Origin of the sequence: Kosakonia sp. 1610, assembly GCF_050435845.1 — a bacterium.
Lineage (GTDB): Bacteria > Pseudomonadota > Gammaproteobacteria > Enterobacterales > Enterobacteriaceae > Kosakonia > Kosakonia cowanii.
Genome location: NZ_JBNDKZ010000002.1, coordinates 410,913 through 437,085, shown reverse-complemented (window position 1 = coordinate 437,085; position 26,173 = coordinate 410,913). Strand labels below are relative to the sequence as shown.

Annotated in this window: 25 protein-coding genes and 5 tRNA genes; 28 read left to right on the top strand and 2 right to left on the bottom strand. The window is 56.1% G+C overall.

Annotated elements, in window-relative coordinates:
- Positions 1-11 precede the first annotated feature (11 nt).
- From pxpB to nei, 4 genes are read left to right on the top strand one after another with little or no spacing between them, the layout of a single operon-like run.
- Positions 12-668: a 5-oxoprolinase subunit PxpB gene (gene pxpB / locus ABIC80_RS10030; protein WP_429176907.1), complete on the top strand. Its 657-nt coding sequence runs from the start codon at positions 12-14 to the stop codon at positions 666-668.
- Entirely contained in the window at positions 662-1,594 is a 933-nt protein-coding gene (gene pxpC / locus ABIC80_RS10025; protein WP_429176905.1) for a 5-oxoprolinase subunit PxpC, read from the top strand. The genes pxpB and pxpC overlap by 7 nt, the downstream gene beginning before the upstream one ends.
- Entirely contained in the window at positions 1,584-2,324 is a 741-nt protein-coding gene (pxpA, locus tag ABIC80_RS10020; protein ID WP_305206584.1) for a 5-oxoprolinase subunit PxpA, read from the top strand. Before pxpC ends, pxpA begins: the two co-directional genes overlap by 11 nt.
- Before the next feature lie 12 nt (positions 2,325-2,336).
- Complete coding sequence (gene nei, locus ABIC80_RS10015) at positions 2,337-3,128, top strand: endonuclease VIII (protein WP_429176902.1); 792 nt, start codon at positions 2,337-2,339, stop codon at positions 3,126-3,128.
- A gap of 224 nt (positions 3,129-3,352) precedes the next feature.
- Here nei and ABIC80_RS10010 read toward each other — a convergent pair whose 3' ends face one another.
- On the bottom strand, positions 3,353-4,639 hold the full coding sequence (locus ABIC80_RS10010) for a citrate synthase (RefSeq protein ID WP_042712794.1): 1,287 nt from the start codon (positions 4,637-4,639) through the stop codon (positions 3,353-3,355).
- Between the two features lie 203 nt (positions 4,640-4,842).
- Positions 4,843-4,950 (bottom strand): hypothetical protein, encoded by a 108-nt coding sequence (locus ABIC80_RS10005; RefSeq protein WP_420028337.1) that lies wholly within the window; start codon positions 4,948-4,950, stop codon positions 4,843-4,845.
- Between the two features lie 324 nt (positions 4,951-5,274).
- Here ABIC80_RS10005 and sdhC point away from each other — a divergent pair, with 324 nt between their 5' ends.
- From sdhC to ABIC80_RS09885, 24 genes are all read left to right on the top strand, one after another.
- Complete coding sequence (gene sdhC, locus ABIC80_RS10000; protein WP_042712793.1) at positions 5,275-5,679, top strand: succinate dehydrogenase cytochrome b556 subunit; 405 nt, start codon at positions 5,275-5,277, stop codon at positions 5,677-5,679.
- Complete coding sequence (gene sdhD / locus ABIC80_RS09995; RefSeq protein ID WP_042712792.1) at positions 5,673-6,020, top strand: succinate dehydrogenase membrane anchor subunit; 348 nt, start codon at positions 5,673-5,675, stop codon at positions 6,018-6,020. The genes sdhC and sdhD overlap by 7 nt, the downstream gene beginning before the upstream one ends.
- A complete protein-coding gene (sdhA, locus tag ABIC80_RS09990) occupies positions 6,020-7,786 on the top strand; it encodes a succinate dehydrogenase flavoprotein subunit (RefSeq protein WP_034811756.1) in 1,767 nt (588 codons plus the stop codon). The genes sdhD and sdhA overlap by 1 nt, the downstream gene beginning before the upstream one ends.
- Before the next feature lie 16 nt (positions 7,787-7,802).
- The gene (locus tag ABIC80_RS09985; RefSeq protein WP_094420457.1) at positions 7,803-8,519 is read left to right on the top strand and encodes a succinate dehydrogenase iron-sulfur subunit; all 717 of its coding nucleotides are present in this window, start codon (positions 7,803-7,805) and stop codon (positions 8,517-8,519) included.
- A gap of 362 nt (positions 8,520-8,881) precedes the next feature.
- The gene (gene sucA / locus ABIC80_RS09980) at positions 8,882-11,689 is read left to right on the top strand and encodes a 2-oxoglutarate dehydrogenase E1 component (RefSeq protein WP_042712261.1); all 2,808 of its coding nucleotides are present in this window, start codon (positions 8,882-8,884) and stop codon (positions 11,687-11,689) included.
- Between the two features lie 14 nt (positions 11,690-11,703).
- Entirely contained in the window at positions 11,704-12,930 is a 1,227-nt protein-coding gene (gene odhB / locus ABIC80_RS09975; RefSeq protein ID WP_023478231.1) for a 2-oxoglutarate dehydrogenase complex dihydrolipoyllysine-residue succinyltransferase, read from the top strand.
- A 123-nt stretch (positions 12,931-13,053) separates the two neighbouring features.
- The gene (gene sucC / locus ABIC80_RS09970) at positions 13,054-14,220 is read left to right on the top strand and encodes an ADP-forming succinate--CoA ligase subunit beta (protein ID WP_034811760.1); all 1,167 of its coding nucleotides are present in this window, start codon (positions 13,054-13,056) and stop codon (positions 14,218-14,220) included.
- Positions 14,220-15,089, top strand: a complete 870-nt coding sequence (gene sucD / locus ABIC80_RS09965; RefSeq protein WP_042712262.1) for a succinate--CoA ligase subunit alpha — start codon at positions 14,220-14,222, stop codon at positions 15,087-15,089. Before sucC ends, sucD begins: the two co-directional genes overlap by 1 nt.
- A gap of 811 nt (positions 15,090-15,900) precedes the next feature.
- Positions 15,901-17,469 (top strand): cytochrome ubiquinol oxidase subunit I, encoded by a 1,569-nt coding sequence (gene cydA, locus ABIC80_RS09960; protein WP_042712263.1) that lies wholly within the window; start codon positions 15,901-15,903, stop codon positions 17,467-17,469.
- Positions 17,470-17,484: 15 nt separating this feature from the next.
- Positions 17,485-18,624, top strand: coding sequence for a cytochrome d ubiquinol oxidase subunit II (gene cydB, locus ABIC80_RS09955; RefSeq protein WP_094420456.1), 1,140 nt, complete (start codon positions 17,485-17,487; stop codon positions 18,622-18,624).
- A 14-nt stretch (positions 18,625-18,638) separates the two neighbouring features.
- Positions 18,639-18,752 (top strand): cytochrome bd-I oxidase subunit CydX, encoded by a 114-nt coding sequence (cydX, locus tag ABIC80_RS09950; protein WP_071789428.1) that lies wholly within the window; start codon positions 18,639-18,641, stop codon positions 18,750-18,752.
- Positions 18,752-19,045, top strand: a complete 294-nt coding sequence (ybgE, locus tag ABIC80_RS09945; protein ID WP_023478215.1) for a cyd operon protein YbgE — start codon at positions 18,752-18,754, stop codon at positions 19,043-19,045. The genes cydX and ybgE overlap by 1 nt, the downstream gene beginning before the upstream one ends.
- Positions 19,046-19,193: 148 nt before the next feature.
- Positions 19,194-19,598: a tol-pal system-associated acyl-CoA thioesterase gene (ybgC, locus tag ABIC80_RS09940; RefSeq protein WP_429176899.1), complete on the top strand. Its 405-nt coding sequence runs from the start codon at positions 19,194-19,196 to the stop codon at positions 19,596-19,598.
- A complete protein-coding gene (gene tolQ, locus ABIC80_RS09935) occupies positions 19,595-20,287 on the top strand; it encodes a Tol-Pal system protein TolQ (protein ID WP_023478229.1) in 693 nt (230 codons plus the stop codon). The genes ybgC and tolQ overlap by 4 nt, the downstream gene beginning before the upstream one ends.
- A gap of 3 nt (positions 20,288-20,290) precedes the next feature.
- Positions 20,291-20,719: a colicin uptake protein TolR gene (gene tolR / locus ABIC80_RS09930; protein ID WP_042713646.1), complete on the top strand. Its 429-nt coding sequence runs from the start codon at positions 20,291-20,293 to the stop codon at positions 20,717-20,719.
- A gap of 39 nt (positions 20,720-20,758) precedes the next feature.
- Positions 20,759-22,084, top strand: a complete 1,326-nt coding sequence (gene tolA / locus ABIC80_RS09925; RefSeq protein ID WP_034811770.1) for a cell envelope integrity protein TolA — start codon at positions 20,759-20,761, stop codon at positions 22,082-22,084.
- A gap of 130 nt (positions 22,085-22,214) precedes the next feature.
- A complete protein-coding gene (gene tolB, locus ABIC80_RS09920; RefSeq protein WP_023478234.1) occupies positions 22,215-23,507 on the top strand; it encodes a Tol-Pal system beta propeller repeat protein TolB in 1,293 nt (430 codons plus the stop codon).
- Positions 23,508-23,537: 30 nt separating this feature from the next.
- The gene (gene pal / locus ABIC80_RS09915) at positions 23,538-24,053 is read left to right on the top strand and encodes a peptidoglycan-associated lipoprotein Pal (protein ID WP_007373922.1); all 516 of its coding nucleotides are present in this window, start codon (positions 23,538-23,540) and stop codon (positions 24,051-24,053) included.
- Positions 24,054-24,062: 9 nt separating this feature from the next.
- Positions 24,063-24,869, top strand: a complete 807-nt coding sequence (gene cpoB / locus ABIC80_RS09910) for a cell division protein CpoB (protein ID WP_094420453.1) — start codon at positions 24,063-24,065, stop codon at positions 24,867-24,869.
- A 164-nt stretch (positions 24,870-25,033) separates the two neighbouring features.
- Positions 25,034-25,109: transfer RNA gene (locus ABIC80_RS09905), tRNA-Lys, on the top strand.
- Between the two features lie 124 nt (positions 25,110-25,233).
- Positions 25,234-25,309: transfer RNA gene (locus ABIC80_RS09900), tRNA-Val, on the top strand.
- Positions 25,310-25,311: 2 nt separating this feature from the next.
- Positions 25,312-25,387 (top strand) — tRNA-Lys (locus ABIC80_RS09895).
- Positions 25,388-25,529: 142 nt separating this feature from the next.
- Positions 25,530-25,605, top strand: a tRNA-Lys gene (locus tag ABIC80_RS09890).
- A gap of 112 nt (positions 25,606-25,717) precedes the next feature.
- Positions 25,718-25,793, top strand: a tRNA-Lys gene (locus ABIC80_RS09885).
- Positions 25,794-26,173 lie beyond the last annotated feature (380 nt).

The following is a 26,173-nucleotide window of genomic DNA, read 5'->3' as shown; positions in this document are numbered from 1 at the left end:
GGAGCAGGCAAGTGCAGCGAGCGCGTTGTTATCTGTTAGGCGAAACCGCCGTCGTGCTGGAGCTGGAGCCGCCGGTGCAGCTGGCGACGCAAAAGCGTATCTGGCGGCTGACGCAGCGGCTGGCGACATTCCCGGAGGTGGTGGAAGCGATCCCGGGGATGAATAACGTAACCGTTGTGCTGCGCGATCCCACCACGCTGGCGCTCGATGCGATTGAGCATCTGCAGCGCTGGTGGGAAGAGAGCGAGGCGCTGGAGCCGGAGTCACGGACTATTGAGATCCCGGTGGTTTACGGCGGCGAGGCCGGGCCGGATCTGGCGCATGTCGCCAACCATTGCGGCATGAGCGAAAAGCAGGTCGTGGAGCTGCACGCCTCTATCGAATACCGAGTGTGGTTTATCGGTTTTCAGCCCGGTTTCCCCTATCTCGGCGGCATGCCGGAGGTGCTCACCACGCCACGCCGGGCGGAGCCACGCATTAGCGTGCCTGCCGGGTCGGTCGGCATTGGCGGCGCGCAGACGGGGATTTACCCGCTGGCGAGTCCCGGCGGCTGGAACCTGATTGGTCGCACCGATCTGACGCTATTTAACTCGCGTTTAGCGGAGCCGTCGCTGCTGCGGCCTGGCGATACGCTGCGCTTTATCCCGCGCAAGGAGGGCGTATGTTAAAAATTCTTCGCGCGGGGATGTATACCTCATTGCAGGGCGGGAAACGTATTGGCCTGCGTCAGTCCGGCGTCAGTTACAGCGGCGCGCTCGATGGCCCGGCGCTGGAGATTGCCAATGCGCTGGTTGGCAACGCGCCGGAGGCTGCCGCACTTGAGATAACCCTCGGCCAGTGTGAAGTGGAGTTTGCCCGCGACTGCTGGTTTGCTCTTACCGGCGCAGGCTGCGATGCGACGCTTGATGGCACTGACGTCTGGACCGGCTGGCGCTTTGCGGCGAAAGCCGGGCAGCGGCTGGTGCTGAATCGCCCGCGCTTTGGCGTGCGCAGTTATCTCGCGGTCGCAGGCGGTTTCGATCTGCCAGAGGTGATGGGGTCGGGCAGTACCGATCTGAAAACCGCTATTGGCGGGCTGGAGGGGCGCTTGCTGCGCGATGGCGACACGCTGCCGCTTGGCACTCCTTCGCGGTCGTTTAGCGCGCAACAGGGCGTGAAGCAGCTGTTATGGACCAACCGTATCCGCGCACTGCCGGGGCCGGAGTATCACGAATTTGATGCCGCCTCCCAGGAGGCGTTCTGGCGCCTGCCGTGGCATATCAATCCGCAGAGCAACCGCATGGGCTATCGCCTGCAGGGGCAGCCGCTGGTGCGCACGACCGAGCGGGATCTGCTCTCCCACGGGCTGCTGCCCGGTGTTATCCAGGTGCCCGCAAATGGTCAGCCGATTGTGTTGATGAATGATTGCCAGACCACCGGCGGTTATCCGCGTATTGCCTGCATTATCGAAGCCGATCTCTACCGTCTTGCGCAAATTCGCCTCGGTCAGCCCGTGCACTTTGTGCCGTGCTCGCTCGACGAGGCGCTGCAGGCGCGGCGCGAACAGCGGCTGTTCCTCGATCAACTGGCGTGGCGGCTGCGCGATGCGGATTGATTTAAACGCCGATATCGGCGAAGGCTTTGCCGGGAACGACCGCGAGCTGATGCAGGTGGTGAGCTCGGTGAATATCGCCTGCGGCTTTCACGCCGGTGATGCCGCCACCATGCTCACCTGCATTGAGCAGGCATTGGCGAACGATGTCGCTATCGGCGCGCACCCGTCGTTTCTCGATCGCGAAAATTTTGGCCGCAAGAGAATGTCCACCGCGCCGGAAGTGGTCTATAGCGAGGTGCTCTACCAGTGTGGTGCGCTGGCGGCGCTGGCGAAATCCCGCGGTGCGAGCCTTTCGCATGTGAAACCCCACGGCATGCTCTACAACCAGGCGGCACAGGATTCAGCGCTTGCCGAGGCTATCGCCCGCGCGGTGCGGGATCTCGATCCCGCTCTAATCCTGGTCGGGCTGGCGGGCAGCGAGCTGATCCGTGCAGGCGAGCGGCTGGGGTTAGCGACGCGGGAAGAGGTGTTTGCCGATCGCGGTTATCAGGCCAGTGGGCAGCTTGTGCCGCGCGGTGAGCCGGGCGCACTGATTGAGGATGGGCAGCTGGCGCTGGCACAGACGCTGGAGATGGTGCAGCGCGGGCGCGTCAAAAGCGTTGAGGGGGACTATGCGCCCGTTAACGCGCAGACGGTCTGTCTGCATGGGGACGGCGCGCATGCGCTGGCTTTTGCCCGCCGTTTACGCGCCGCGTTTATTGCCGAAGGCATTACCGTTTCATCACGCTGATAAGGAGTTTTCATGCCGGAAGGACCGGAGATCCGCCGCGCGGCGGACACGCTGGAAGCCGCGATTAAGGGTAAGCCGCTGACCGAGGTCTGGTTTGCCCAGCCGCATCTTACTGATTATGCCGCCGGGCTGGTGGGGCAGCAGATCGATGCCATTGAGACACGCGGCAAAGCGCTGTTAACGCACTTTTCCGGCGGGTTAACGCTTTATAGCCACAATCAGCTTTACGGCGTCTGGCGCGTGGTGAAGGCGGGCGAGATGCCAGAAACCAACCGCGTGTTGCGCGTGCGCTTGCAGGCGGCGGGTAAAGCGATTTTGCTCTACAGCGCCTCGGAGATTGCATTGCTGACGCCGGAGCAACTGGCGCAGCACCCCTTTTTGCTGCGCGTAGGGCCGGATGTGCTGGATATGCGCTTAACGGTGGAGGAGGTGAAAGCGCGTTTGCTCTCACCGCGCTTTCGGCGTCGGCAGTTTGCCGGGCTGCTGCTCGACCAGGCGTTTCTCGCAGGATTAGGTAACTATTTGCGCGTCGAAATTCTCTGGCACAGCGGGCTGACCGGGCAGCGTAAAGCCGAACAGCTTAGCGAGAGCGAGCTGGATCTGCTGGCAGAGGCGTTGTTGGCGATCCCGCGTCTTTCATATCAGACCCGTGGGCGCGTCGATGAGAAGAAGCATCACGGGGCGCTGTTTCGCTTTAATGTGTTTCACCGTGCCGGGAAGAAGTGCGAGCGCTGCGGCGGGATCATTGAGAAGACGACGCTCTCCTCACGACCCTTTTATTGGTGCCCGGGGTGTCAGCGGTAAACAAGTCAGTGGCAAATGAGAATGTGCCGGATGGCGGCTACGCCTTATCCGGCCTACGGACCGTGCCACCGCAACCATCGTCGGCCCAATAAGCGCAGCGCGATTGTGTTATTGAGCGGGGAAGGGCAATTGTAGGCCCGATAAGCGCAGCGCCATCGGGCAATATTACGGGGTAGTGCAGTTGCAGGCCCGGTAAGCGGAGCGCCACCGGGCATTAGCGGGGATTAATCTTTTTTCAGATCTGACGAAAACTCGCGTTTTTCGTAACCGGTATAGAGCTGACGCGGACGGGCAATCTTAATGCCGTCATCGTGCATCTCGTTCCAGTGCGCAATCCAGCCCACGGTACGCGCCATCGCGAAGATCACCGTAAACATCGACGACGGGATCCCCATCGCTTTCAGAATAATGCCAGAGTAGAAATCGACGTTCGGGTAGAGTTTGCGTTCGATGAAGTACGGGTCGTTGAGCGCAATGTGCTCCAGCTCCATCGCCACTTCCAGCAGATCGTCTTTGGTGCCCAGTTCACGCAGCACTTCGTGGCAGGTTTCACGCATCACGGTGGCGCGCGGGTCATAGTTCTTATAGACACGGTGACCGAAGCCCATCAGACGGAACGAATCGTTCTTATCTTTGGCGCGACGCAGGAATTCCGGAATGTGTTTAACGGTGCTGATCTCTTCCAGCATCTTCAGTGCCGCTTCGTTCGCGCCGCCGTGCGCCGGTCCCCACAGGGAGGCGATACCGGCCGCGATACAGGCAAACGGGTTCGCGCCCGAAGAGCCTGCGGTACGCACGGTAGAAGTGGACGCATTCTGCTCATGGTCAGCATGCAGGATCAGAATACGATCCATGGCGCGTTCCAGAACCGGGTTCACTTCATACGGTTCGCACGGCGTGGAGAACATCATGTGCAGGAAGTTGCCCGCATAGGAGAGGTCGTTGCGCGGATAAACAAACGGCTGACCGATGGAGTATTTGTAGCACATCGCGGCCACGGTCGGCATTTTGGAAAGCAGACGGAACGCAGCGATTTCACGGTGGCGCGGATTGTTCACATCCAGCGAGTCGTGGTAGAACGCCGCCAGCGCGCCGGTCACGCCGCACAGCACTGCCATCGGGTGCGAGTCGCGACGGAAACCGTGGAACAGACGGGTAATCTGCTCATGGATCATCGTGTGGCGGGTCACTGTCAGTGTGAACTCTTCAAACTGCGCCTGAGTCGGTTTTTCGCCGTACAGCAGGATGTAGCACACTTCCAGATAGTTGGACTCAGTCGCCAGTTGATCGATGGGGAAGCCACGGTGCAGCAGAATCCCTTCATCGCCGTCGATAAAGGTGATTTTCGATTCGCATGATGCGGTTGAGGTAAAACCTGGGTCAAAAGTGAAAACCCCTTTTGAACCGAGACTACGGATATCAATAACATCCTGACCGAGCGTGCCTTGTAGCACATCCAGTTCAATAGCATCGTCACCATTGTAGGTGATGGTTGCTTTCTTATCAGCCATTTACGGTCTCCTTAGCGCCTTATTGCTTAAGACCGCCAGCCACCGGGTTTGCCTTCACTTGACCGTCAATGTTAACGAATTGTTATATAGCTCGCTGCTCTGCGAAGAGGAGATACCAGGGTACAGAGCGATAGGCGCGTGCAGATACACATTGAAAATACAGTGAAAAAACAGCAAATCAGCGTCTTAGCAGTCCGAATTTATCAAACCTGTATATCACTAATAACTGTCCTGATTAAATCGGTCAATACCATCACACTGTTACATAACTTATTCTCAGGTGAAAGCAAGACCCCATAACTTTTAAGCATTATAAGTTCTTTCTGGCGTAGTTTGTAACAAGAATGTTTAACTTTTGTCAAATTAGATGATTAAATTTTAAAATAATGTTGTTATCGTGACCTTGGTCACTGTTCTGCATAAAACCCGACAAACTATATGTAGGTTAATTGTAATGATTTTGTGAACGACCTATACTGCCGCCAGGTCTCCGGAATACCCTGCCATCCCGAGCCACCCAGCGTTGTAACCTGTCGTTTAGCATATGGAAGCACATTTTTTGCATGACGAGCAGTTATAGAAAGGACGCTGTCTGACCCGCACGCAGACCGGAGGAAGGAAACTATAAGAATAGCATGTGGGCGTTATTCATGATAAAAAATGTGAAAAAACAAAGACCTGTCAATCTGGATTTAACAACGATCCAGTTTCCTGTTACGGCTATAGCTTCCATTCTCCACCGCGTTTCCGGCGTCATCACGTTTGTGGCGATCGGCATTCTGTTGTGGTTACTGGGCTTGTCGCTGTCATCTGAAGAGGGCTTCCAGGCCGCTTCTGCCATCATGAGCAGTTTCTTCGTCAAATTCATCTTCTGGGGCATCCTTACCGCGCTGGCGTATCACGCTGTCGGCGGCATTCGCCACATGTTTATGGATTTCGGCTGGCTGGAAGAGAACCTCGCCGCAGGAAAACGTTCCGCTAATATTTCTTTTGTGATCACTGTCGTGCTTTCAATCCTCGCAGGAGTCCTCGTATGGTAAGCAACGCCTCCGCATTAGGACGCAACGGCGTACATGATTTTATTCTCGTCCGTGCTACCGCTATTGTCCTGACGTTATACATCATCTATATGGTCGGCTTTTTCGCGTTGCACAGCGAGCTGACCTGGGGTGTCTGGACGGGCTTCTTCTCCTCCGCCTTCACGAAAGTCTTTACCCTGCTGGCGCTCTTTTCCATCCTGATCCACGCGTGGATTGGTATGTGGCAGGTATTGACCGACTACGTTAAACACGTTGCAACGCGCCTGCTGCTGCAGCTGGTGATTGTTGTTGCGCTGGTCGCGTACGTCATTTATGGATTCGTTGTGGTGTGGGGTGTGTAATGAAACTGCCAGTCAGAGAATTTGATGCTGTTGTAATTGGCGCAGGTGGCGCAGGTATGCGCGCGGCGCTGCAAATTTCCCAGAGCGGGCAAACCTGTGCGCTGCTCTCTAAAGTCTTTCCAACCCGTTCCCACACTGTCTCTGCGCAGGGCGGTATCACCGTTGCGCTGGGCAATACCCATGAAGATAACTGGGAATGGCACATGTATGACACGGTAAAAGGCTCCGACTATATCGGTGACCAGGATGCCATTGAATATATGTGTAAAACCGGCCCGGAAGCGATTCTGGAACTGGAACATATGGGCCTGCCGTTTTCCCGTCTGGAAGATGGCCGTATCTATCAGCGTCCGTTTGGCGGCCAGTCGAAAGATTTCGGCGGCGAGCAGGCGGCACGTACTGCGGCCGCAGCTGACCGTACCGGTCACGCGCTGCTGCACACTCTTTATCAGCAGAACCTGAAAAACCACACCACCATCTTTTCCGAATGGTATGCGCTCGATCTGGTGAAAAACCAGGATGGCGCGGTGGTCGGCTGTACGGCGCTCTGTATCGAAACCGGTGAAGTGGTCTACTTCAAAGCGCGTGCAACCGTGCTGGCAACCGGCGGGGCGGGGCGTATTTACCAGTCCACCACCAACGCACACATTAACACCGGCGACGGTGTTGGGATGGCGCTGCGTGCCGGCGTACCGGTGCAGGATATGGAAATGTGGCAGTTCCACCCGACCGGTATCGCCGGCGCAGGTGTACTGGTCACCGAAGGGTGCCGTGGTGAAGGCGGTTACCTGCTGAATAAACATGGCGAGCGCTTTATGGAGCGTTATGCGCCGAACGCGAAAGATTTGGCGGGCCGCGACGTGGTTGCGCGCTCGATCATGATCGAAATTCGCGAAGGCCGCGGTTGCGATGGCCCGTGGGGCCCGCACGCCAAGCTGAAACTCGATCACCTCGGCAAAGAGGTGCTGGAATCGCGCCTGCCGGGGATCCTTGAGCTGTCGCGTACCTTTGCCCACGTCGATCCGGTAAAAGAGCCGATCCCGGTTATTCCGACCTGCCACTACATGATGGGCGGTATTCCGACCAAAGTGACCGGCCAGGCGCTGACCGTTAATGCCCAGGGTGAAGACGTTGTTATTCCGGGTCTGTTTGCGGTAGGCGAAATCGCCTGCGTATCGGTACACGGTGCCAACCGTCTGGGCGGTAACTCGCTGCTCGACCTGGTGGTATTTGGTCGCGCGGCGGGTCTGCATCTGCAGGAGTCTATCGCCGAGCAGGGCGCGCTGCGTGATGCCAGCGATTCCGATATCGACGCCTCCCTTGAGCGCCTTAACCGCTGGAATAACAACCGCGATGGCGAAGATCCGGTCACCATTCGTAAAGCGCTGCAAGAGTGTATGCAGCACAACTTCTCGGTCTTCCGTGAAGGCGATGCGATGGCCAAGGGTCTGGAGCAGCTGAAAGTGATCCGCGAGCGCCTGAAAAACGCCCGTCTGGACGACACCTCCAGCGAGTTCAACACCCAGCGCGTTGAGTGTCTGGAACTGGATAACCTGATGGAAACGGCCTATGCAACGGCGGTTTCTGCCAACTTCCGTACCGAAAGCCGTGGCGCGCATAGCCGCTTCGACTATCCGGATCGTGACGATGAGAACTGGTTGTGTCACTCCCTGTACCTGCCAGAGACGGAATCTATGACGCGTCGCAGCGTCAATATGGAACCGAAACTGCGTCCGGCGTTCCCGCCGAAGATTCGTACTTATTAATGCGGAGACAGGATTGATGAAACTCGAATTCTCGATTTATCGCTATAACCCGGACGTCGACGACGCGCCGCGTATGCAGGATTACACCCTCGAATCGGAAGAGGGTCGCGACATGATGCTGCTTGATGCGTTAATGCAGCTGAAAGAGACCGACTCCACGCTGTCGTTCCGCCGCTCCTGCCGTGAAGGGGTGTGCGGTTCCGATGGCCTGAACATGAATGGCAAAAACGGGCTGGCCTGTATCACCCCAATTTCCGCGCTTGGCAACGGCAAGAAGAAGATTGTGATCCGCCCGCTGCCAGGTCTGCCGGTAATTCGCGATTTGGTGGTGGACATGGGGCAGTTCTATGCCCAATATGAAAAAATTAAGCCTTACCTGTTGAATAATGGGCAAAATCCGCCGGCGCGTGAGCACCTACAGGGGCCTGAACAGCGCGAGAAACTCGACGGTCTGTATGAGTGTATTCTCTGTGCCTGCTGCTCGACCTCTTGCCCGTCGTTCTGGTGGAACCCGGAGAAATTCATCGGCCCGGCAGGCCTGCTGGCGGCATACCGCTTCCTGATCGACAGCCGCGATACGGAAACGGATGCGCGTCTCGATGGCCTGAGCGATGCTTTCAGCGTATTCCGCTGCCACAGCATCATGAACTGCGTCAGTGTATGTCCGAAAGGGCTTAACCCGACGCGCGCCATTGGCCACATTAAGTCAATGTTGCTGCAACGCAGTGCATAAAAAGGTAAAGCCGGATGGCACTTGCGCTTATCCGGCCTACAGTATTGATAAGCCCGGTAAGCGCAAGCGCGCCGGGCGAGTAAAGCAGCAGAAACCTCTAAAAACCGCCATTGAAACATAATTGAGATGTTTGGCGCGAGACAAGGCGGCAATTGAGCGCATCCGGGGCAGCATAGTGAACTATGTGACCCAGGTGAGTGAAGGCAGCCAACGCCGTCGCAGCCCGAACAACGAAGATTAGGCTGTTTTTAAAGGTTCCTTCGCGGGTCAAAGAACCCGCAGGTGAACCCTGGGACGTGCGCGTACGTGTACGTCGAAGTTATCCACGGCGAAGTAAGCATAACAATGCTTAAGGGATCACGATGCAGAACGGCGCAATGAAAGCCTGGCTGGACTCTTCTTACCTCTCTGGGTCTAACCAGAGCTGGATAGAACAGCTCTATGAAGACTTCTTAACCGATCCTGACTCGGTAGATGCGAACTGGCGATCTATGTTCCAGCAGTTACCAGGTACCGGAGTCAAACCGGATCAGTTCCACTCCAAAACGCGTGATTACTTCCGCCAACTGGCGAAGGACGCTTCACGTTACTCCTCCTCGATTTCCGACCCCGATACCAACGTTAAGCAGGTCAAAGTCCTGCAGCTCATTAACGCCTACCGCTTCCGTGGTCACCAGCATGCGAATCTCGATCCGCTGGGATTATGGCAGCAGGAGAGGGTCGCCGATCTCGATCCCGCATTCCATGACCTGACCGAAGCCGATTTCCAGAACAGCTTCAATGTCGGGTCATTTGCTATCGGCAAAGACACTATGCCGCTGGGCGAGCTGCTCCATGCGCTGAAAGAGACCTATTGTGGCTCCATCGGCGCGGAGTACATGCACATCACCAGCACCGAAGAGAAACGCTGGATCCAGCAGCGCATCGAGTCGGCCACCGGTAAATCCAGCTTCTCGGCAGAAGAGAAAAAGCGCTTCTTAAGCGAACTGACCGCCGCCGAAGGGCTGGAGCGCTATCTGGGCGCGAAATTCCCTGGTGCGAAACGCTTCTCCCTTGAGGGTGGCGATGCGCTGGTGCCGATGCTGAAAGAGATGATCCGCCACGCCGGTAAAAGCGGCACCCGTGAAGTGGTGCTGGGCATGGCGCACCGCGGTCGTTTGAACGTGCTGGTTAACGTGCTGGGTAAAAAGCCGCAGGATCTGTTCGACGAGTTTGCCGGCAAGCATAAAGAGCATCTCGGCACCGGTGACGTGAAATATCACATGGGCTTCTCGTCCGACGTTGAAACCGAAGGCGGTCTGGTTCACCTGGCGCTGGCGTTTAACCCGTCGCACCTCGAGATCGTAAGCCCGGTAGTTATCGGTTCCGTTCGCGCGCGCCTCGATCGCCTTGACGAACCGAGCAGCAACAAAGTGTTGCCGATCACCATTCACGGTGACGCGGCGGTCGCAGGCCAGGGCGTGGTGCAGGAAACCCTCAACATGTCCAAAGCCCGCGGCTACGAAGTAGGCGGCACCGTGCGTATCGTTATCAACAACCAGGTGGGCTTCACCACGTCGAACCCGCTGGATGCGCGCTCAACGCCGTACTGTACCGATATCGGTAAAATGGTGCAGGCGCCGATTTTCCACGTTAACGCGGACGATCCGGAAGCGGTGGCCTTTGTTACCCGCCTGGCGCTCGATTTCCGTAATACCTTCAAACGCGATGTCTTTATCGACCTGGTGTGCTACCGCCGTCACGGCCATAACGAAGCCGATGAGCCGAGCGCAACCCAGCCGCTGATGTACCAAAAGATCAAAAAGCACCCGACGCCGCGTCAGATTTACGCCAGCCGTCTGGAGCAGGAAACCACCATCGCCGCTGAAGACGCTACCGAAATGGCTAACGTCTACCGCGATGCGCTCGATGCCGGTGAGTGCGTGGTCGCTGAATGGCGTCCGATGAATATGCACTCCTTCACCTGGTCGCCGTACCTCAACCACGAGTGGGATGAGAGCTACCCGAACAAGGTGGAGATGAAGCGCCTGCAAGAGCTGGCGAAGCGCATCAGCACCGTACCGGACGCGATTGAGATGCAGTCCCGCGTAGCGAAAATCTACGCTGACCGTCAGCTGATGGCGAACGGCGACAAGCTGTTCGACTGGGGCGGCGCGGAAACGCTGGCTTACGCCACGCTGGTAGATGAGGGCATTCCGGTGCGTCTCTCCGGTGAAGACTCCGGTCGCGGTACCTTCTTCCATCGTCATGCGGTGGTGCATAACCAGACTAACGGTTCGACTTACACCCCGCTGGCACACGTGCATAACAGCCAGGGCGCGTTCCGCGTCTGGGACTCCGTACTGTCGGAAGAAGCGGTGCTGGCGTTTGAGTATGGTTACGCCACCGCTGAGCCGCGCACGCTCACCATCTGGGAAGCGCAGTTCGGCGACTTCGCCAACGGTGCGCAGGTGGTTATCGACCAATTCATCAGCTCCGGCGAGCAGAAATGGGGCCGTATGTGTGGCCTGGTAATGCTCCTGCCGCACGGCTATGAAGGGCAGGGCCCGGAGCACTCCTCCGCGCGTCTGGAGCGCTATCTGCAACTCTGCGCCGAGCAGAATATGCAGGTTTGCGTGCCGTCGACCCCGGCGCAGGTTTACCACATGCTGCGTCGTCAGGCGCTGCGCGGTATGCGCCGTCCGCTGATTGTGATGTCACCGAAATCCCTGCTGCGTCATCCGCAGGCGGTCTCAACGCTTGATGAGCTGGCGAACGGCACCTTTATGCCAGCGATTGGCGAAGTGGACGATCTCGATCCGCAGGGCGTGAAACGCGTTATCCTCTGTTCCGGTAAGGTTTATTACGATTTGCTGGAACAGCGTCGTAAGAACGATCAGAAAGATGTCGCGATTGTCCGCATCGAGCAGCTCTATCCGTTCCCGCATCAGGCGGTGCAGGAAGCGCTGAAGCCGTACGCGCATGTGCATGATTTTGTCTGGTGCCAGGAAGAGCCGCTGAACCAGGGCGCATGGTACTGCAGCCAGCATCACTTCCGTGATGTGATTCCGTTTGGGGCTGGTCTGCGTTACGCAGGTCGCCCGGCCTCCGCCTCTCCGGCGGTGGGATACCTCTCCGTTCACCAGAAACAGCAACAAGATCTGGTAAATGACGCGCTGAACGTCAATTAATTAAAGGATAAATAATGAGTAGCGTAGATATTCTTGTTCCCGATCTGCCTGAGTCCGTTGCTGACGCGACCGTTGCAACCTGGCACAAAAAACCAGGCGATAGCGTTAAACGTGATGAAGTGCTGGTAGAAATCGAAACTGACAAAGTGGTACTGGAAGTGCCGGCGTCAGCGGACGGCATCCTTGATGCCGTGCTGGAAGAGGAAGGCACAACCGTTACCTCCCGCCAGATTCTGGGCCGTCTGAAAGAGGGCAACAGCGCAGGCAAAGAGAGCAGTGCTAAATCTGAAGAGAAAGAGTCTACACCGGCGCAGCGCCAGCAGGCCTCGCTGGAAGAGCAGAACAATGATGCCCTGAGCCCGGCGATCCGTCGCCTGCTGGCCGAGCACAACCTGGAAGCCAGCGACATCAAAGGTACCGGTGTTGGTGGTCGTCTGACCCGTGAAGATGTTGAGAAGCATCTGGCGAAAGGCCCGGCGCAGAGCGCTGCACCAGCGGCAGCTCCGGCTGCTGCCAGCACCCCGGCTCCGGCCCCGGCTGGCCGCACGGAAAAACGCGTACCGATGACCCGCCTGCGCAAACGCGTAGCCGAGCGTCTGCTGGAAGCGAAAAACTCCACCGCCATGCTGACGACCTTCAACGAAGTCAACATGAAGCCGATTATGGATCTGCGTAAGCAGTACGGCGACGCGTTCGAGAAGCGTCACGGCATCCGTCTGGGCTTTATGTCCTTCTACGTGAAAGCAGTGGTTGAAGCGCTGAAACGCTACCCGGAAGTGAACGCTTCTATCGATGGCGATGATGTGGTTTACCACAACTATTTCGATGTCAGTATGGCTGTTTCCACGCCGCGTGGCCTGGTGACCCCGGTGCTGCGCGATGTCGATACCCTCGGCATGGCAGATATCGAGAAGAAAATTAAAGAGCTGGCGCTGAAAGGGCGCGACGGCAAGCTGACCGTGGAAGATCTGACCGGCGGTAACTTCACCATTACCAACGGCGGCGTCTTCGGCTCGCTGATGTCCACCCCGATCATCAACCCGCCGCAGAGCGCGATCCTCGGCATGCACGCCATCAAAGATCGCCCGATGGCGGTTGATGGCAAGGTTGAGATCCTGCCGATGATGTACCTGGCGCTCTCTTACGATCACCGTCTGATCGACGGCCGTGAGTCTGTGGGCTATCTGGTCGCCATCAAAGAGCTGCTGGAAGATCCGACCCGTCTGCTGCTGGACGTGTAGTCGGCCAGGGCCCGGCGGATGCCGGGCCTGAAGTCATCACCTGACTGTGGGCGGATCCGGCAAACAGGGCACCCCGACCCGCAGACACCCTGATAATGATTACCTGAAGGATGGATAGAACAGATGAACTTACATGAGTATCAGGCGAAACAGCTTTTTGCCCGGTCAGGTCTGCCGACTCCGGTTGGATACGCCTGTACTACCCCGCGTGAAGCCGAAGAAGCGGCATCAAAAATTGGCGCAGGCCCGTGGGTTGTAAAATGCCAGGTTCACGCAGGCGGCCGCGGTAAAGCGGGCGGCGTAAAAGTGGTGAACAGCAAAGAAGAGATCCGCGCATTCGCGGAGCACTGGCTGGGTAAACGCCTGGTAACCTACCAAACAGACGCTAACGGCCAGCCGGTTAACCAGATCCTGGTTGAAGCGGCGACCGATATCGACAAAGAGCTCTACCTGGGCGCGGTAGTTGACCGTAGCTCGCGTCGCGTGGTGTTCATGGCCTCCACCGAAGGCGGTGTTGAGATTGAGAAAGTGGCGGAAGAGACCCCGCACCTGATCCACAAAACCACTATCGATCCGCTGACCGGCCCGATGCCGTATCAGGGTCGTGACCTGGCGTTCAAACTGGGTCTGGAAGGTAAGCAGGTTCAGCAGTTCACCAAGATCTTTATGGGTCTGGCGACCATTTTCCTTGAGCGCGACCTGGCGCTGATCGAAATCAACCCGCTGGTGATCACTAAGCAGGGCGACCTGATCTGCCTCGACGGCAAACTGGGCGCGGACGGCAACGCACTCTTCCGCCAGCCGGATCTGCGCGAAATGCGCGACCAGTCTCAGGAAGACCCGCGCGAAGCGCAGGCTGCGCAGTGGGAGCTAAACTACGTTGCTCTCGACGGCAACATCGGCTGCATGGTTAACGGCGCAGGCCTGGCGATGGGCACCATGGACATCGTTAAACTGCACGGCGGCGAACCGGCTAACTTCCTCGACGTTGGCGGCGGCGCGACCAAAGAGCGCGTAACCGAAGCTTTCAAAATCATTCTCTCCGATGAGAACGTGAAAGCCGTCCTGGTTAACATCTTCGGCGGCATCGTGCGCTGCGACCTGATCGCAGACGGCATCATCGGTGCAGTAGAAGAAGTTGGCGTGAACGTGCCGGTAGTTGTACGCCTGGAAGGTAACAACGCTGAACTGGGTGCCAAGCGCCTGGCTGACAGCGGCCTGAATATTATCGCAGCGAAAAGTCTGACGGATGCAGCACAGCAGGTTGTTGCCGCAGTGGAGGGGAAATAATGTCTGTTTTGATCGATAAGAACACCAAAGTTATCTGCCAGGGTTTCACCGGAAGCCAGGGTACATTCCACTCCGAACAGGCGATTGCCTACGGTACGCAGATGGTTGGCGGCGTAACGCCAGGCAAAGGCGGCACCACGCACCTCGGCCTGCCGGTGTTCAACACCGTGCGTGAAGCGGTAGACGCGACTGGCGCGACCGCAACGGTTATCTACGTTCCGGCTCCGTTCTGCAAAGACTCCATCCTTGAAGCGATCGACGCAGGTATCAAACTGATTATCACCATCACTGAAGGTATCCCGACGCTGGATATGCTGACGGTGAAAGTGAAGCTGGATGAAGCTGGCGTGCGCATGATCGGGCCGAACTGCCCGGGCGTGATCACCCCTGGCGAGTGCAAAATCGGCATTATGCCGGGCCACATCCATCAGCCGGGTAAAGTCGGCATCGTTTCGCGCTCCGGCACCCTGACCTATGAAGCGGTTAAACAGACCACGGATTACGGTTTCGGCCAGTCCACCTGTGTGGGCATCGGTGGCGACCCGATCCCGGGCTCTAACTTTATCGATATCCTGAAACTGTTCCAGGAAGATCCGCAGACCGAAGCGATTGTCATGATCGGTGAGATCGGCGGTAGCGCGGAAGAAGAAGCCGCAGCCTACATCAAAGAGCACGTCACCAAACCGGTTGTTGGCTACATCGCCGGTGTTACCGCGCCGAAAGGCAAGCGTATGGGCCACGCAGGCGCCATTATCGCAGGCGGTAAAGGTACGGCGGACGAGAAGTTCGCGGCGCTGGAAGCAGCTGGCGTGAAAACCGTGCGCAGCCTGGCCGATATCGGCGACGCGCTGAAAACCGTAATTAAATAAAAAACCATCGCTCCCCCACGCAGGGGAGCAGCGCAATTCGACATGGTTGGCCGCTCCTGGAGCGGCCTTTTTTATTGCCCGAATCTATGCGTGGTAAAAAAAAGGGAGGCAGGCAGGGGAGGGGGCTTGCAGCATTATCCGGCGACCTGAAAGCAGGTTATAAAAGTTATGAATAATAGCGCTAAGCATCGCCTTTTAAAGATGCTTATTTTTATAATAACGAAGCGGTGTTAATTATATTAACTGGATAAGTGAAATATTTGTAAAATCAATCTGGAAATAGTTGAGCTGTTTCACTTAAGAGTTACCCACTTTTCACGTTTTTAACTTACCGCGTAAAGTAACCTGCCTTTCTTCGCTTTATTCGCCAATTGATAACCATAAATTGCGTTACAGTAAACATGTTATTAACACTGCTTTTACCCGCCGGACACCTTAAATACAAAATTAACACCGTCAATGGTAAATGATTTAAATCAATATTTAAAAGCTTGGAAAAGCAGTCAAAACTCGCTAAATTGTCGCGGATCAAATTGACCGCGAAGTGCAAAGTTGGGGATTAATTGATCGCCGTCGTAAAACGTAAAACATAATCAATAAATGCTTTTTATTGTTAGGGTTTTGCGGAGTAATATATTCGCGAGATCAATTCGAATTTTTTATTAACCTGGTTGTAACTTTTTTTATTCATTGTCCCGACATTGGGATAGTGAATAAAACAGTGCAGCAAATTTGTATTGGGGCATGCGTGTGAACCTTCGCTAACGGGGGTTTACTCTCGGAGTCTTCATGCGATGAGCAAGGAGTCATGATGTTAGATATAGTCGAACTGTCACGCTTACAGTTTGCCTTGACCGCGATGTACCACTTTCTGTTTGTGCCGCTGACGCTTGGTATGGCGTTCCTGCTGGCAATTATGGAAACGGTCTACGTCCTCTCCGGCAAACAGATCTACAAAGATATGACCAAGTTCTGGGGCAAGTTGTTTGGGATCAACTTCGCGCTGGGCGTGGCGACCGGTCTGACCATGGAGTTCCAGTTCGGGACTAACTGGTCTTACTATTCTCACTACGTTGGGGATATTTTCGGTGCGCCGCTGGCCATTGAAGGTCTGATGGCCTTCTTCCTCGAATCCACATTCGTGGGTCTGTTCTTCTTCGGTTGGGATCGTCTGGGCAAAGTTCAGCACATGGCGGTAACCTGGCTCGTTGCTCTGGGCTCCAACTTGTCCGCACTCTGGATCCTCGTCGCCAACGGCTGGATGCAGAACCCCATCGCCTCTGATTTCAACTTCGAAACCATGCGTATGGAGATGGTGAGCTTCTCTGAACTGGTGCTTAACCCGGTTGCGCAGGTCAAATTTGTGCACACCGTGGCTTCCGGCTACACCTGCGGCGCTATCTTCATTCTTGGTATCAGCTCCTACTACCTGCTGCGCGGTCGTGACGTTGCTTTTGCGAAACGCTCCTTTGCTATCGCAGCCAGCTTCGGTATGGCGGCCATCCTCTCCGTTATCGTGCTGGGTGATGAGTCCGGTTACGAAATGGGCGACGTGCAGAAAACCAAACTGGCGGCAATCGAAGCGGAGTGGGAAACCCAACCGGCTCCGGCAGCGTTTACCCTGTTTGGTATTCCGGATCAGGATAAACAAGAGAACAAATTCGCTATCCAGATCCCGTTTGCGCTCGGCATTATCGCTACCCGCTCGGTCGACACGCCGGTTATCGGCCTGAAAGACCTGATGGCGCAGCACGAAGAGCGTATCCGTAACGGCATGAAGGCGTACCAGTTGCTTGAGCAGCTGCGCTCCGGCTCTGCGGATCCGGCAGTACGTGAGCAGTTCAATAACGTGAAGAAAGATCTCGGTTACGGCCTGCTGCTGAAACGCTATACCCCGAACGTCACCGACGCGACGGAAGCGCAGATCCAGAAAGCGACCCAGGACTCTATTCCACGCGTTGCGCCGCTCTACTTCGCCTTCCGTCTGATGGTAGCCAGTGGCGTGCTGATGCTGCTGATTATCGGCATCTCCTTCTGGACGGTGATCCGTAACCGTATCGGTGAGAAGAAATGGCTGCTGCGCGCCGCGCTGTATGGCATTCCGCTGCCGTGGATTGCGATCGAATCAGGCTGGTTTGTGGCTGAATACGGTCGTCAACCGTGGGCGATTGGTGAAGTGCTGCCGACTGCCGTTGCCAACTCCTCATTGACCGTCGGCGATCTGCTGTTCTCAATGATTCTGATTTGCGGCCTTTATACGCTGTTTATGGTGGCCGAAGTGTTCCTGATGTTCAAATTTGCTCGCCTTGGGCCGAGCAGCCTGAAGACAGGTCGCTATCACTACGAGCAGTCCACCGTGACTACTCAGCCGGCACGCTAAGACAGGAGTCGTGAAATGATCGATTATGAAGTATTACGTTTTATCTGGTGGCTGCTGGTGGGCATTCTGCTGATCGGTTTTGCCGTCACAGATGGCTTCGACATGGGCGTCGGCATGCTGACCCGCGTGTTGGGGCGTAGCGACACCGAGCGCCGCGTGATGATTAACTCCATCGCTCCGCACTGGGACGGCAACCAGGTCTGGCTTATCACTGCCGGTGGCGCGCTGTTCGCCGCCTGGCCGATGGTCTACGCGGCAGCCTTCTCCGGCTTCTATGTGGCGATGATCCTCGTGCTGGCCTCTCTCTTCTTCCGTCCGGTTGGCTTTGATTACCGCTCGAAAATTGAAGATGTGCGCTGGCGCGGCATGTGGGACTGGGGCATCTTCATCGGTAGCTTCGTGCCGCCGCTGGTGATTGGCGTCGCGTTCGGTAACCTGCTGCAGGGCGTACCGTTCCACCTGGATGGCGATATGCGCCTCTTCTATACCGGTAACTTCTTCCAGCTGCTGAACCCGTTTGGTCTGCTGGCCGGTGTAGTGAGTGTGGCGATGATCCTGACCCAGGGCGCGACCTACCTGCAAATGCGTACCGTTGGCGAACTGCACCTGCGCGCACGCGCCACGGTACAGATTGCAGCCCTGGTGACCCTGGTCTGCTTCGCGCTGGCCGGTGTCTGGGTGGTGTACGGCATTGACGGGTATGTGATCACCTCTGCGATGAATCACCATGCGGCCTCAAATCCGCTGACCAAAGAAGTTGCACTACAGGCGGGTGCCTGGCTGACCAACTTCAACAATACGCCGGTATTGTGGGCGATCCCGGCTCTGGGCGTGGCGCTGCCGCTGTTGACTATCCTGACCGCGCGTCTGGATAAATCAGCCTTCGCCTTTGTCTTCTCGTCCCTGACGCTGGCGTGCATCATTCTGACCGCAGGTATCGCGATGTTCCCGTTTGTCATGCCGTCCAGCACCATGCTGAACGCCAGCCTGACAATGTGGGATGCGACCTCGACGCAGCGCACGCTGAACCTGATGACCTGGGTTGCTGCGGTATTCGTACCGATCATTCTGCTCTACACCAGCTGGTGTTACTGGAAAATGTTCGGTCGTATTACCAAAGAGCAGATCGAAAGCAACACCCACTCTATGTACTAAGTAAGGAGCTGAATATGTGGTATTTCGCCTGGATTTTAGGAACGCTTCTTGCCTGTGCTTTTGGTGTGATCACCGCGCTGGCGCTGGAACATGTTGAAGCAACCAAAGCCGGTCAAGAAGAACATTGATGGATAAGGTTATCGCAAAGCTCTATGCGGTAATGGACAAGGGCCCGTTACGGGCCCTTTCCTTAATAATGGCGCTGCTGCTGGCAGGGTGCATTTTCTGGGACCCGTCGCGCTTTGCGGCGAAAACCAGTGAGCTTGAGATCTGGCATGGTCTGCTGTTGATGTGGGCCGTTTGCGCCGGTGTGATCCACGGCGTCGGTTTTCGTCCTCGCGCGCTGCACTGGCAGGGGCTGTTTTGCCCGCTGATTGCTGATGTTGTGCTGCTTGCAGGCCTGCTTTTCTTCTTCTTTTGAATAAGAAATATCCGCTATCCCGATGGGCTTGCAAAAGCCCATAAATTTTTACTCTCCGTTTACCACAACCCATTCCAAAGCACCTTGCCCGCGCGTATAGTAGCGAAGTTTAAAAGCTCTAACCTTTTTTGCATTACCGGGATGTAAAGTGAATACAACGCTGTTTCGATGGCCGGTTCGTGTCTATTACGAAGATACTGATGCCGGTGGTGTGGTTTACCACGCCAGCTACGTTGCTTTTTATGAAAGAGCCCGCACCGAGATGCTGCGCCACCATCACTTTAGCCAACAGGCTCTGCTGGCAGAGCAGGTCGCGTTCGTGGTGCGCAAAATTACGCTGGAGTATTTTGCACCCGCCCGACTCGACGACATGCTCGACGTCCAAACGGAAATAACATCAATGCGTAGAACGTCTATGGTGTTCTCGCAGCGGATCGTCAACGCAGAGAACAAAGTGCTGAACGAAGCTGAAGTGCTGGTTGTCTGTGTTGATCCACTCTTAATGAAGCCTCGTGCGCTTCCCAAGTCTATTGTCGCGGAGTTTAAGCAGTGACTGACATGAACATCCTTGATTTGTTCCTGAAGGCGAGCCTTCTGGTCAAACTTATCATGTTGATTTTGATTGGTTTTTCAATCGCATCCTGGGCAATCATTATCCAGAGAACCCGCATCCTTAACGCCGCAGGGCGTGAAGCGGAAGCGTTCGAAGATAAGTTCTGGTCCGGCATTGAACTCTCTCGTCTCTATCAGGAAAGCCAGGGCCGTCGCGATAATCTGAGCGGCTCTGAACAGATTTTCTATAGTGGTTTTAAAGAGTTTGCCCGTCTGCATCGCGCCAACAGCCACGCGCCGGAAGCGATTGTTGAAGGTGCCTCCAGGGCGATGCGTATCTCGATGAATCGCGAGCTGGAAAGCCTCGAAAACCACATTCCTTTCCTCGGTACCGTTGGTTCCATCAGCCCCTATATTGGTCTGTTTGGTACCGTCTGGGGGATCATGCACGCCTTTATCGCGCTGGGCGCGGTGAAACAGGCGACGCTGCAAATGGTTGCACCGGGTATCGCGGAAGCTCTGATCGCTACCGCTATCGGCCTGTTCGCGGCAATTCCGGCGGTAATGGCCTACAACCGTCTGAACCAGCGCGTGAATAAACTGGAACAGAATTACGACAACTTTATGGAAGAGTTCACGGCTATTCTGCATCGCCAGGCGTTTGCCAGCAGCGACAGCAATAAGGAGTAAGCCATGGCCAGATCCCGTGGGCGGAGCAAGCGTGCCCTGAAGTCCGAAATCAATATTGTGCCGCTGCTCGACGTGCTGCTGGTGCTGCTGCTGATCTTTATGGCAACGGCGCCCATCATCACCCAGAGCGTCGAGGTCGATCTGCCGGATGCGACGGATTCTCAGACCGTCAGTACCAATGACGATCCTCCGGTGATTATTGAAGTTTCCGGTGTCGGGCAATACAGCGTGGTGGTAGAGAAAGATCGTATGGATCAGCTGCCGCCGGAGCAGGTTATTGCGGAGGCGCAGCGTCGCCTGCAAACCAATCCGAAAACCGTGTTCTTAATCGGCGGGGCGAAGGACGTGCCGTACGACGAAATCATTAAAGCGCTGAACCTGTTACATAGCGCGGGTGTGAAATCGGTTGGCTTGATGACGCAGCCTATCTGATCACCGGCTTAACAGGCGGACAGTTTTTGGGAACCGAGAGTGTCAAAGGCAACCGTACAAAACGACAAGCTTAAGCGAGCGATACTCATTTCAGCCGTGCTGCACGTAATTCTGGTGGCGCTGCTGATCTGGAGTTCGTTCGATGAGCATATTGAAGCGTCAGCGGGCGGCGGTGGCGGCTCGTCGATCGACGCCGTAATGGTCGATCCCGGCGCGGTAGTGGAGAACTACAACCGCCAACAGCACCAGCAATCGAGCGCTAAACGCGCGGAAGAGCAGCGTGAAAAACAGGCGCAGCAGCAGGCGGAGGAGATGCGTGAAAAGCAGGCCGCCGAGCAGGAGCGTCTGAAGCAGGTCGAGAAAGAGCGTCTGCAGGCGCAGGAAGCCGCGCGCGAGCAGGCCGAACAGCAGAAGCAGGCGGAAGAGGCGGCAAAGCAGGCGCAACAGCAGCAGAAACAGGCTGAAGAAGCGGCAGCAAAAGCCGCAGCTGACGCGAAAGCCAAAGCGGATGCGCAGGCAAAAGCGGCGGAAGAGGCGGCGAAGAAAGCCGCAGCGGACGCGCAGAAGAAAGCGCAGGCGGATGCAGCCAAAGCCGCAGCCGATGCACAGAAGAAAGCCGAAGCGGAGGCCGCGAAAGCCGCCGCCGACGCGCAGAAGAAAGCGGAAGCAGAAGCTGCGAAAGCGGCAGCCGATGCGAAGAAGAAAGCGCAGGCGGAAGCGGCTAAGCAGGCTGCTGCTGAAAAAGCCGCAGCAGAGAAGGCCGCCGCAGCTGAAAAAGCTGCCGCTGAGAAGGCCGCTGCCGCAGAGAAAGCCGCAGCGGAGAAGAAAGCCGCTGCAGCGGAAAAAGCGGCAGCCGAGAAGAAAGCGGCTGCGGAAAAAGCCGCCGCTGAGAAGAAAGCTGCTGCCGAGAAGGCCGCCGCCGATAAGAAAGCGGCAGCCAAAAAAGCCGCAGCAGAGAAAGCCGCCGCCGCGGAAGGCGTCGACGATCTGTTTGGCGATCTCAGCTCCGGTAAGAATGCACCGAAAACGGGCGGCGGAGCGAAAGGCAACAATGCAGCGCCGGCGGGTTCGGGTAACACTAAGAACAACGGTGCATCCGGAGCCGATATCAGTAACTACGCAGGGCAGATTAAAACGGCGATTGAGAGCCGCTTCTATGATGCATCTTCCTACACCGGGAAGACCTGTACGTTACGTATCAAACTGGCTCCTGATGGGACGCTGTTAGATATTCAGTCTGAAGGAGGCGATCCGGCGCTCTGTCAGGCCGCGCTGGCCGCGGCGCGACAGGCGAAAATGCCGAAGCCACCAAGTCAGGCTGTGTATGAAGTGTTCAAAAATGCGCCGCTGGACTTCAAACCTTGAGGTACACTTTCCTCGCGATCCCGTGAGGAAAGTATGCGAAGGCGGTTCCAACGCGGGTAGTTTTGTCTTATTGGTTTGTTAAAATTCTGCTAAATTATCGCGGGTTTTTTGCCCGGATAAGGGAGATATGATGAAGCAGGCATTACGTGTTGCATTTGGTTTTTTGATGCTGTGGGCAGCGGTGCTGCATGCAGAAGTACGTATCGAGATCACCCAGGGGGTAGACTCGGCACGCCCGATTGGCGTTGTGCCGTTCCAGTGGGCAGGCCCAGGCGCTGCGCCTGAGGACGCTGGCGGTATCGTTGCGGCGGATCTGCGCAACAGCGGTAAATTCAACCCGCTGGATCGCTCCCGTTTACCGCAGCAGCCGGGTACCGCGCAGGAAGTGCAGCCCGCTGCATGGTCCGCGCTCGGTATTGATGCGGTCATCGTAGGTCAGGTGACACCGAATCCTGATGGCAGCTACAACGTCGCTTACCAGCTGGTCGACACCGGCGGCGCGCCGGGTACCGTGCTGGCGCAAAACTCCTTCAAAGTGAACAAGCAGTGGCTGCGTTATGCTGCCCATGCCGCCAGCGACGAAGTATTCGAAAAGCTGACCGGTATTAAAGGCGCGTTCCGTACTCGTATCGCCTATGTCGTGCAGACTGCGAACACTCAGTTCCCGTATGAACTGCGCGTCTCTGATTACGACGGCTATAACCAGTTCCTCGTCCACAAATCGCCGCAGCCGCTGATGTCCCCGGCCTGGTCCCCGGACGGTTCAAAAGTCGCATACGTGACCTTTGAGAGCGGTCGTTCCGCGCTGGTTATCCAGACTCTGGCTAACGCCAGCATTCGTCAGGTGGCGTCGTTCCCGCGTCACAACGGCGCACCGGCCTTCTCGCCGGATGGCACCAAGCTGGCGTTTGCCCTGTCAAAAACCGGCAGCCTGAACATCTATGTGATGGACATCGGTTCCGGCCAGATCCGTCAGGTTACCGACGGTCGCAGCAACAACACCGAACCAACCTGGTTCCCGGACAGCCAGAACCTGGCCTTTACCTCTGACCAGGCCGGTCGTCCGCAGGTTTACAAAATCAATATCAACGGCGGCGCAGCGCAGCGTATCTCCTGGCAGGGTTCTCAGAACCAGGATGCGGATGTCAGCAGCGACGGTAAATTTATGGTGATGGTTAGCTCTGACGGTGGTCAGCAGCACATTGCTAAACAAGATCTGGAAGCGGGTGGCGTGCAAGTTTTGTCGTCAACGTTCCTGGATGAAACGCCAAGTCTGGCACCTAACGGCACTATGGTCATCTACAGCTCTTCTCAGGGGATGGGCTCCGTGCTGAACCTGGTTTCTACAGATGGGCGTTTCAAAGCGCGTATTCCGGCGACTGATGGACAGGTTAAATTCCCTGCCTGGTCTCCGTATCTGTGATAATAAATAAATATTAAAGGAATCAAAGAAATGCAACTGAACAAAGTGCTGAAAGGCCTGATGCTGGCTCTGCCTGTTATGGCAATCGCTGCATGTTCTTCTCACAAGAACAACACCAGCGACCAGAGCGGCGAAGGCATGATGGGTGCCGGCACTGGCATGAACGGTAGCGGTAACATGTCCTCTGAAGAGCAGGCGCGTCTGCAGATGCAGCAGCTGCAGCAGAACAACATCGTTTACTTCGATCTGGACAAGTACGACATCCGTTCTGACTTTGCAGCGATGCTGGATGCTCACGCTAACTTCCTGCGTAGCAACCCGTCCTACAAAGTGACCGTAGAAGGTCATGCTGACGAACGCGGTACCCCGGAGTACAACATCTCCCTGGGCGAACGTCGTGCTAACGCCGTTAAAATGTACCTGCAGGGTAAAGGCGTTTCTGCTGACCAGATCTCCATCGTTTCTTACGGTAAAGAAAAACCTGCAGTACTGGGTCACGACGAAGCGGCTTACGCTAAAAACCGTCGCGCCGTACTGGTTTACTAAGAGAATTGCATGAGCAGTAACTTCAGACATCATCTGTTGAGTCTGTCGTTACTGGTTGGCATAGCGGCCCCCTGGGCCGCTAATGCTCAGGCGCCAATCAGTAGTGTCGGCTCAGGCTCGGTCGAAGACCGCGTCACTCAACTTGAGCGTATTTCCAATGCTCACAGCCAGCTTTTAACCCAACTTCAGCAGCAGCTCTCTGATAATCAGGCCGATATTGACTCCCTGCGTGGACAGATCCAGGAAAGCCAGTATCAGCTCAATCAGGTTGTTGAACGCCAGCAGCAAATTCTGCAGCAGATCGGCAATCTGAGCAGCGGTGCAGCAGCAGGGCAGACGCAGCAGGCTTCCGGCGATCAGAGCGGTGCGGCAGCGCAGGCTCCGGCCGCGGATGCGGGCGCAAATAACGGTGCGGCAGCTTCAGGCGCACCGGTACAAAGCGGCGATGCCAATACCGACTACAACGCGGCTATCGCCCTGGTGCAGGATAAATCCCGCCAGGATGATGCGCTGGCTGCGTTTCAGAACTTCGTCAAAAAGTACCCGGATTCAACCTATGTGCCGAACGCCAACTACTGGCTCGGTCAGTTGAATTACAACAAGGGTAAGAAAGACGATGCGGCTTACTACTTCGCATCGGTAGTGAAGAACTTCCCGAAGTCGCCGAAAGCGCCAGATGCGATGTTTAAAGTCGGCGTGATTATGCAAGACAAGGGCGATACTGCGAAAGCCAAAGCGGTTTACCAGCAGGTGGTTAGCAAATACCCTGGTACCGATGGTGCGAAACAGGCGCAAAAACGCCTTGCTTCGATGTAATGCATAGCGCATGACCAGAAAACGCGGTTTTTCTGGTCTTGTCGCATGAATCATAAGCAGTTAAACAGTGCGCGTCGAAATTGTTGTTGCGCTGAGTTCTTAAATCAGTAATATATGCCGCCGTTGCCACGGGATATCTCTTAACCCGGAAGCAGCGCAAAAGTGGGTCGTTAGCTCAGTTGGTAGAGCAGTTGACTTTTAATCAATTGGTCGCAGGTTCGAATCCTGCACGACCCACCACTATTAAGTTTGGTGAAGCGTTTTAGCGTGAAGGATAACGTTGCGACAGCAACGGCCCGTAGGGCGAGGCGAAAGCCAAGTCATCCTGCACGACCCACCACTTAGCAGTATCCAGCGCAGTATCGGGTGATTAGCTCAGCTGGGAGAGCACCTCCCTTACAAGGAGGGGGTCGGCGGTTCGATCCCGTCATCACCCACCACCGGGTCGTTAGCTCAGTTGGTAGAGCAGTTGACTTTTAATCAATTGGTCGCAGGTTCGAATCCTGCACGACCCACCAATTTTGATAATTGGTGAAGCGTTTTAACGTGAAGGATAACGTTGCGTCAGCAACGGCCCGCCGGCGAAAGCCGACTCATCCTGCACAATTGCCACGAATTCAGTGGTTCTAAAGATTTATCTTCGAAGTCGCTACCCTGTATGGGTCGTTAGCTCAGTTGGTAGAGCAGTTGACTTTTAATCAATTGGTCGCAGGTTCGAATCCTGCACGACCCACCAATTTCGATAATTGGTGAAGGTGTCAGACGTGAAGGATAACGTTGCGTCAGCAACGGTGAGGTGAAAGCCGAATCCTCCTGCACGACACACCACTTCGAAGAATCCCTGCAAAGGGTCGTTAGCTCAGTTGGTAGAGCAGTTGACTTTTAATCAATTGGTCGCAGGTTCGAATCCTGCACGACCCACCAATGTAAAAAAGCGCCCTAAAGGCGCTTTTTTGCTATCTGCTATCTGCGATTTGAAAAATCCGTGCGCTCTTCGTGCCGGATGGCGGCTACGCCTTATCCGGCCTACAACACCTCTCCGCGCCTGGTTTTCCCAGGCCTGCTAAGCGCAGCGCCAGCAGGCATTCTGTTTTGGACCTGAGCCCACTGCCGGATGGCGGCTATGCCTTATCCGGCCTACAACACCTCTCCGCACCCGGTTTTCCCAGGCCTGCTAAGCGCAGCGCCAGCAGGCAATCTGTTTTGGCCCTGAACGCACTCCCGGATGGCGGCTACGCCTTATCCGGCCTACAACATCTCTCCGCGCCTGGTTTTCCCAGGCCTGCTAAGCGCAGCGCCAGCAG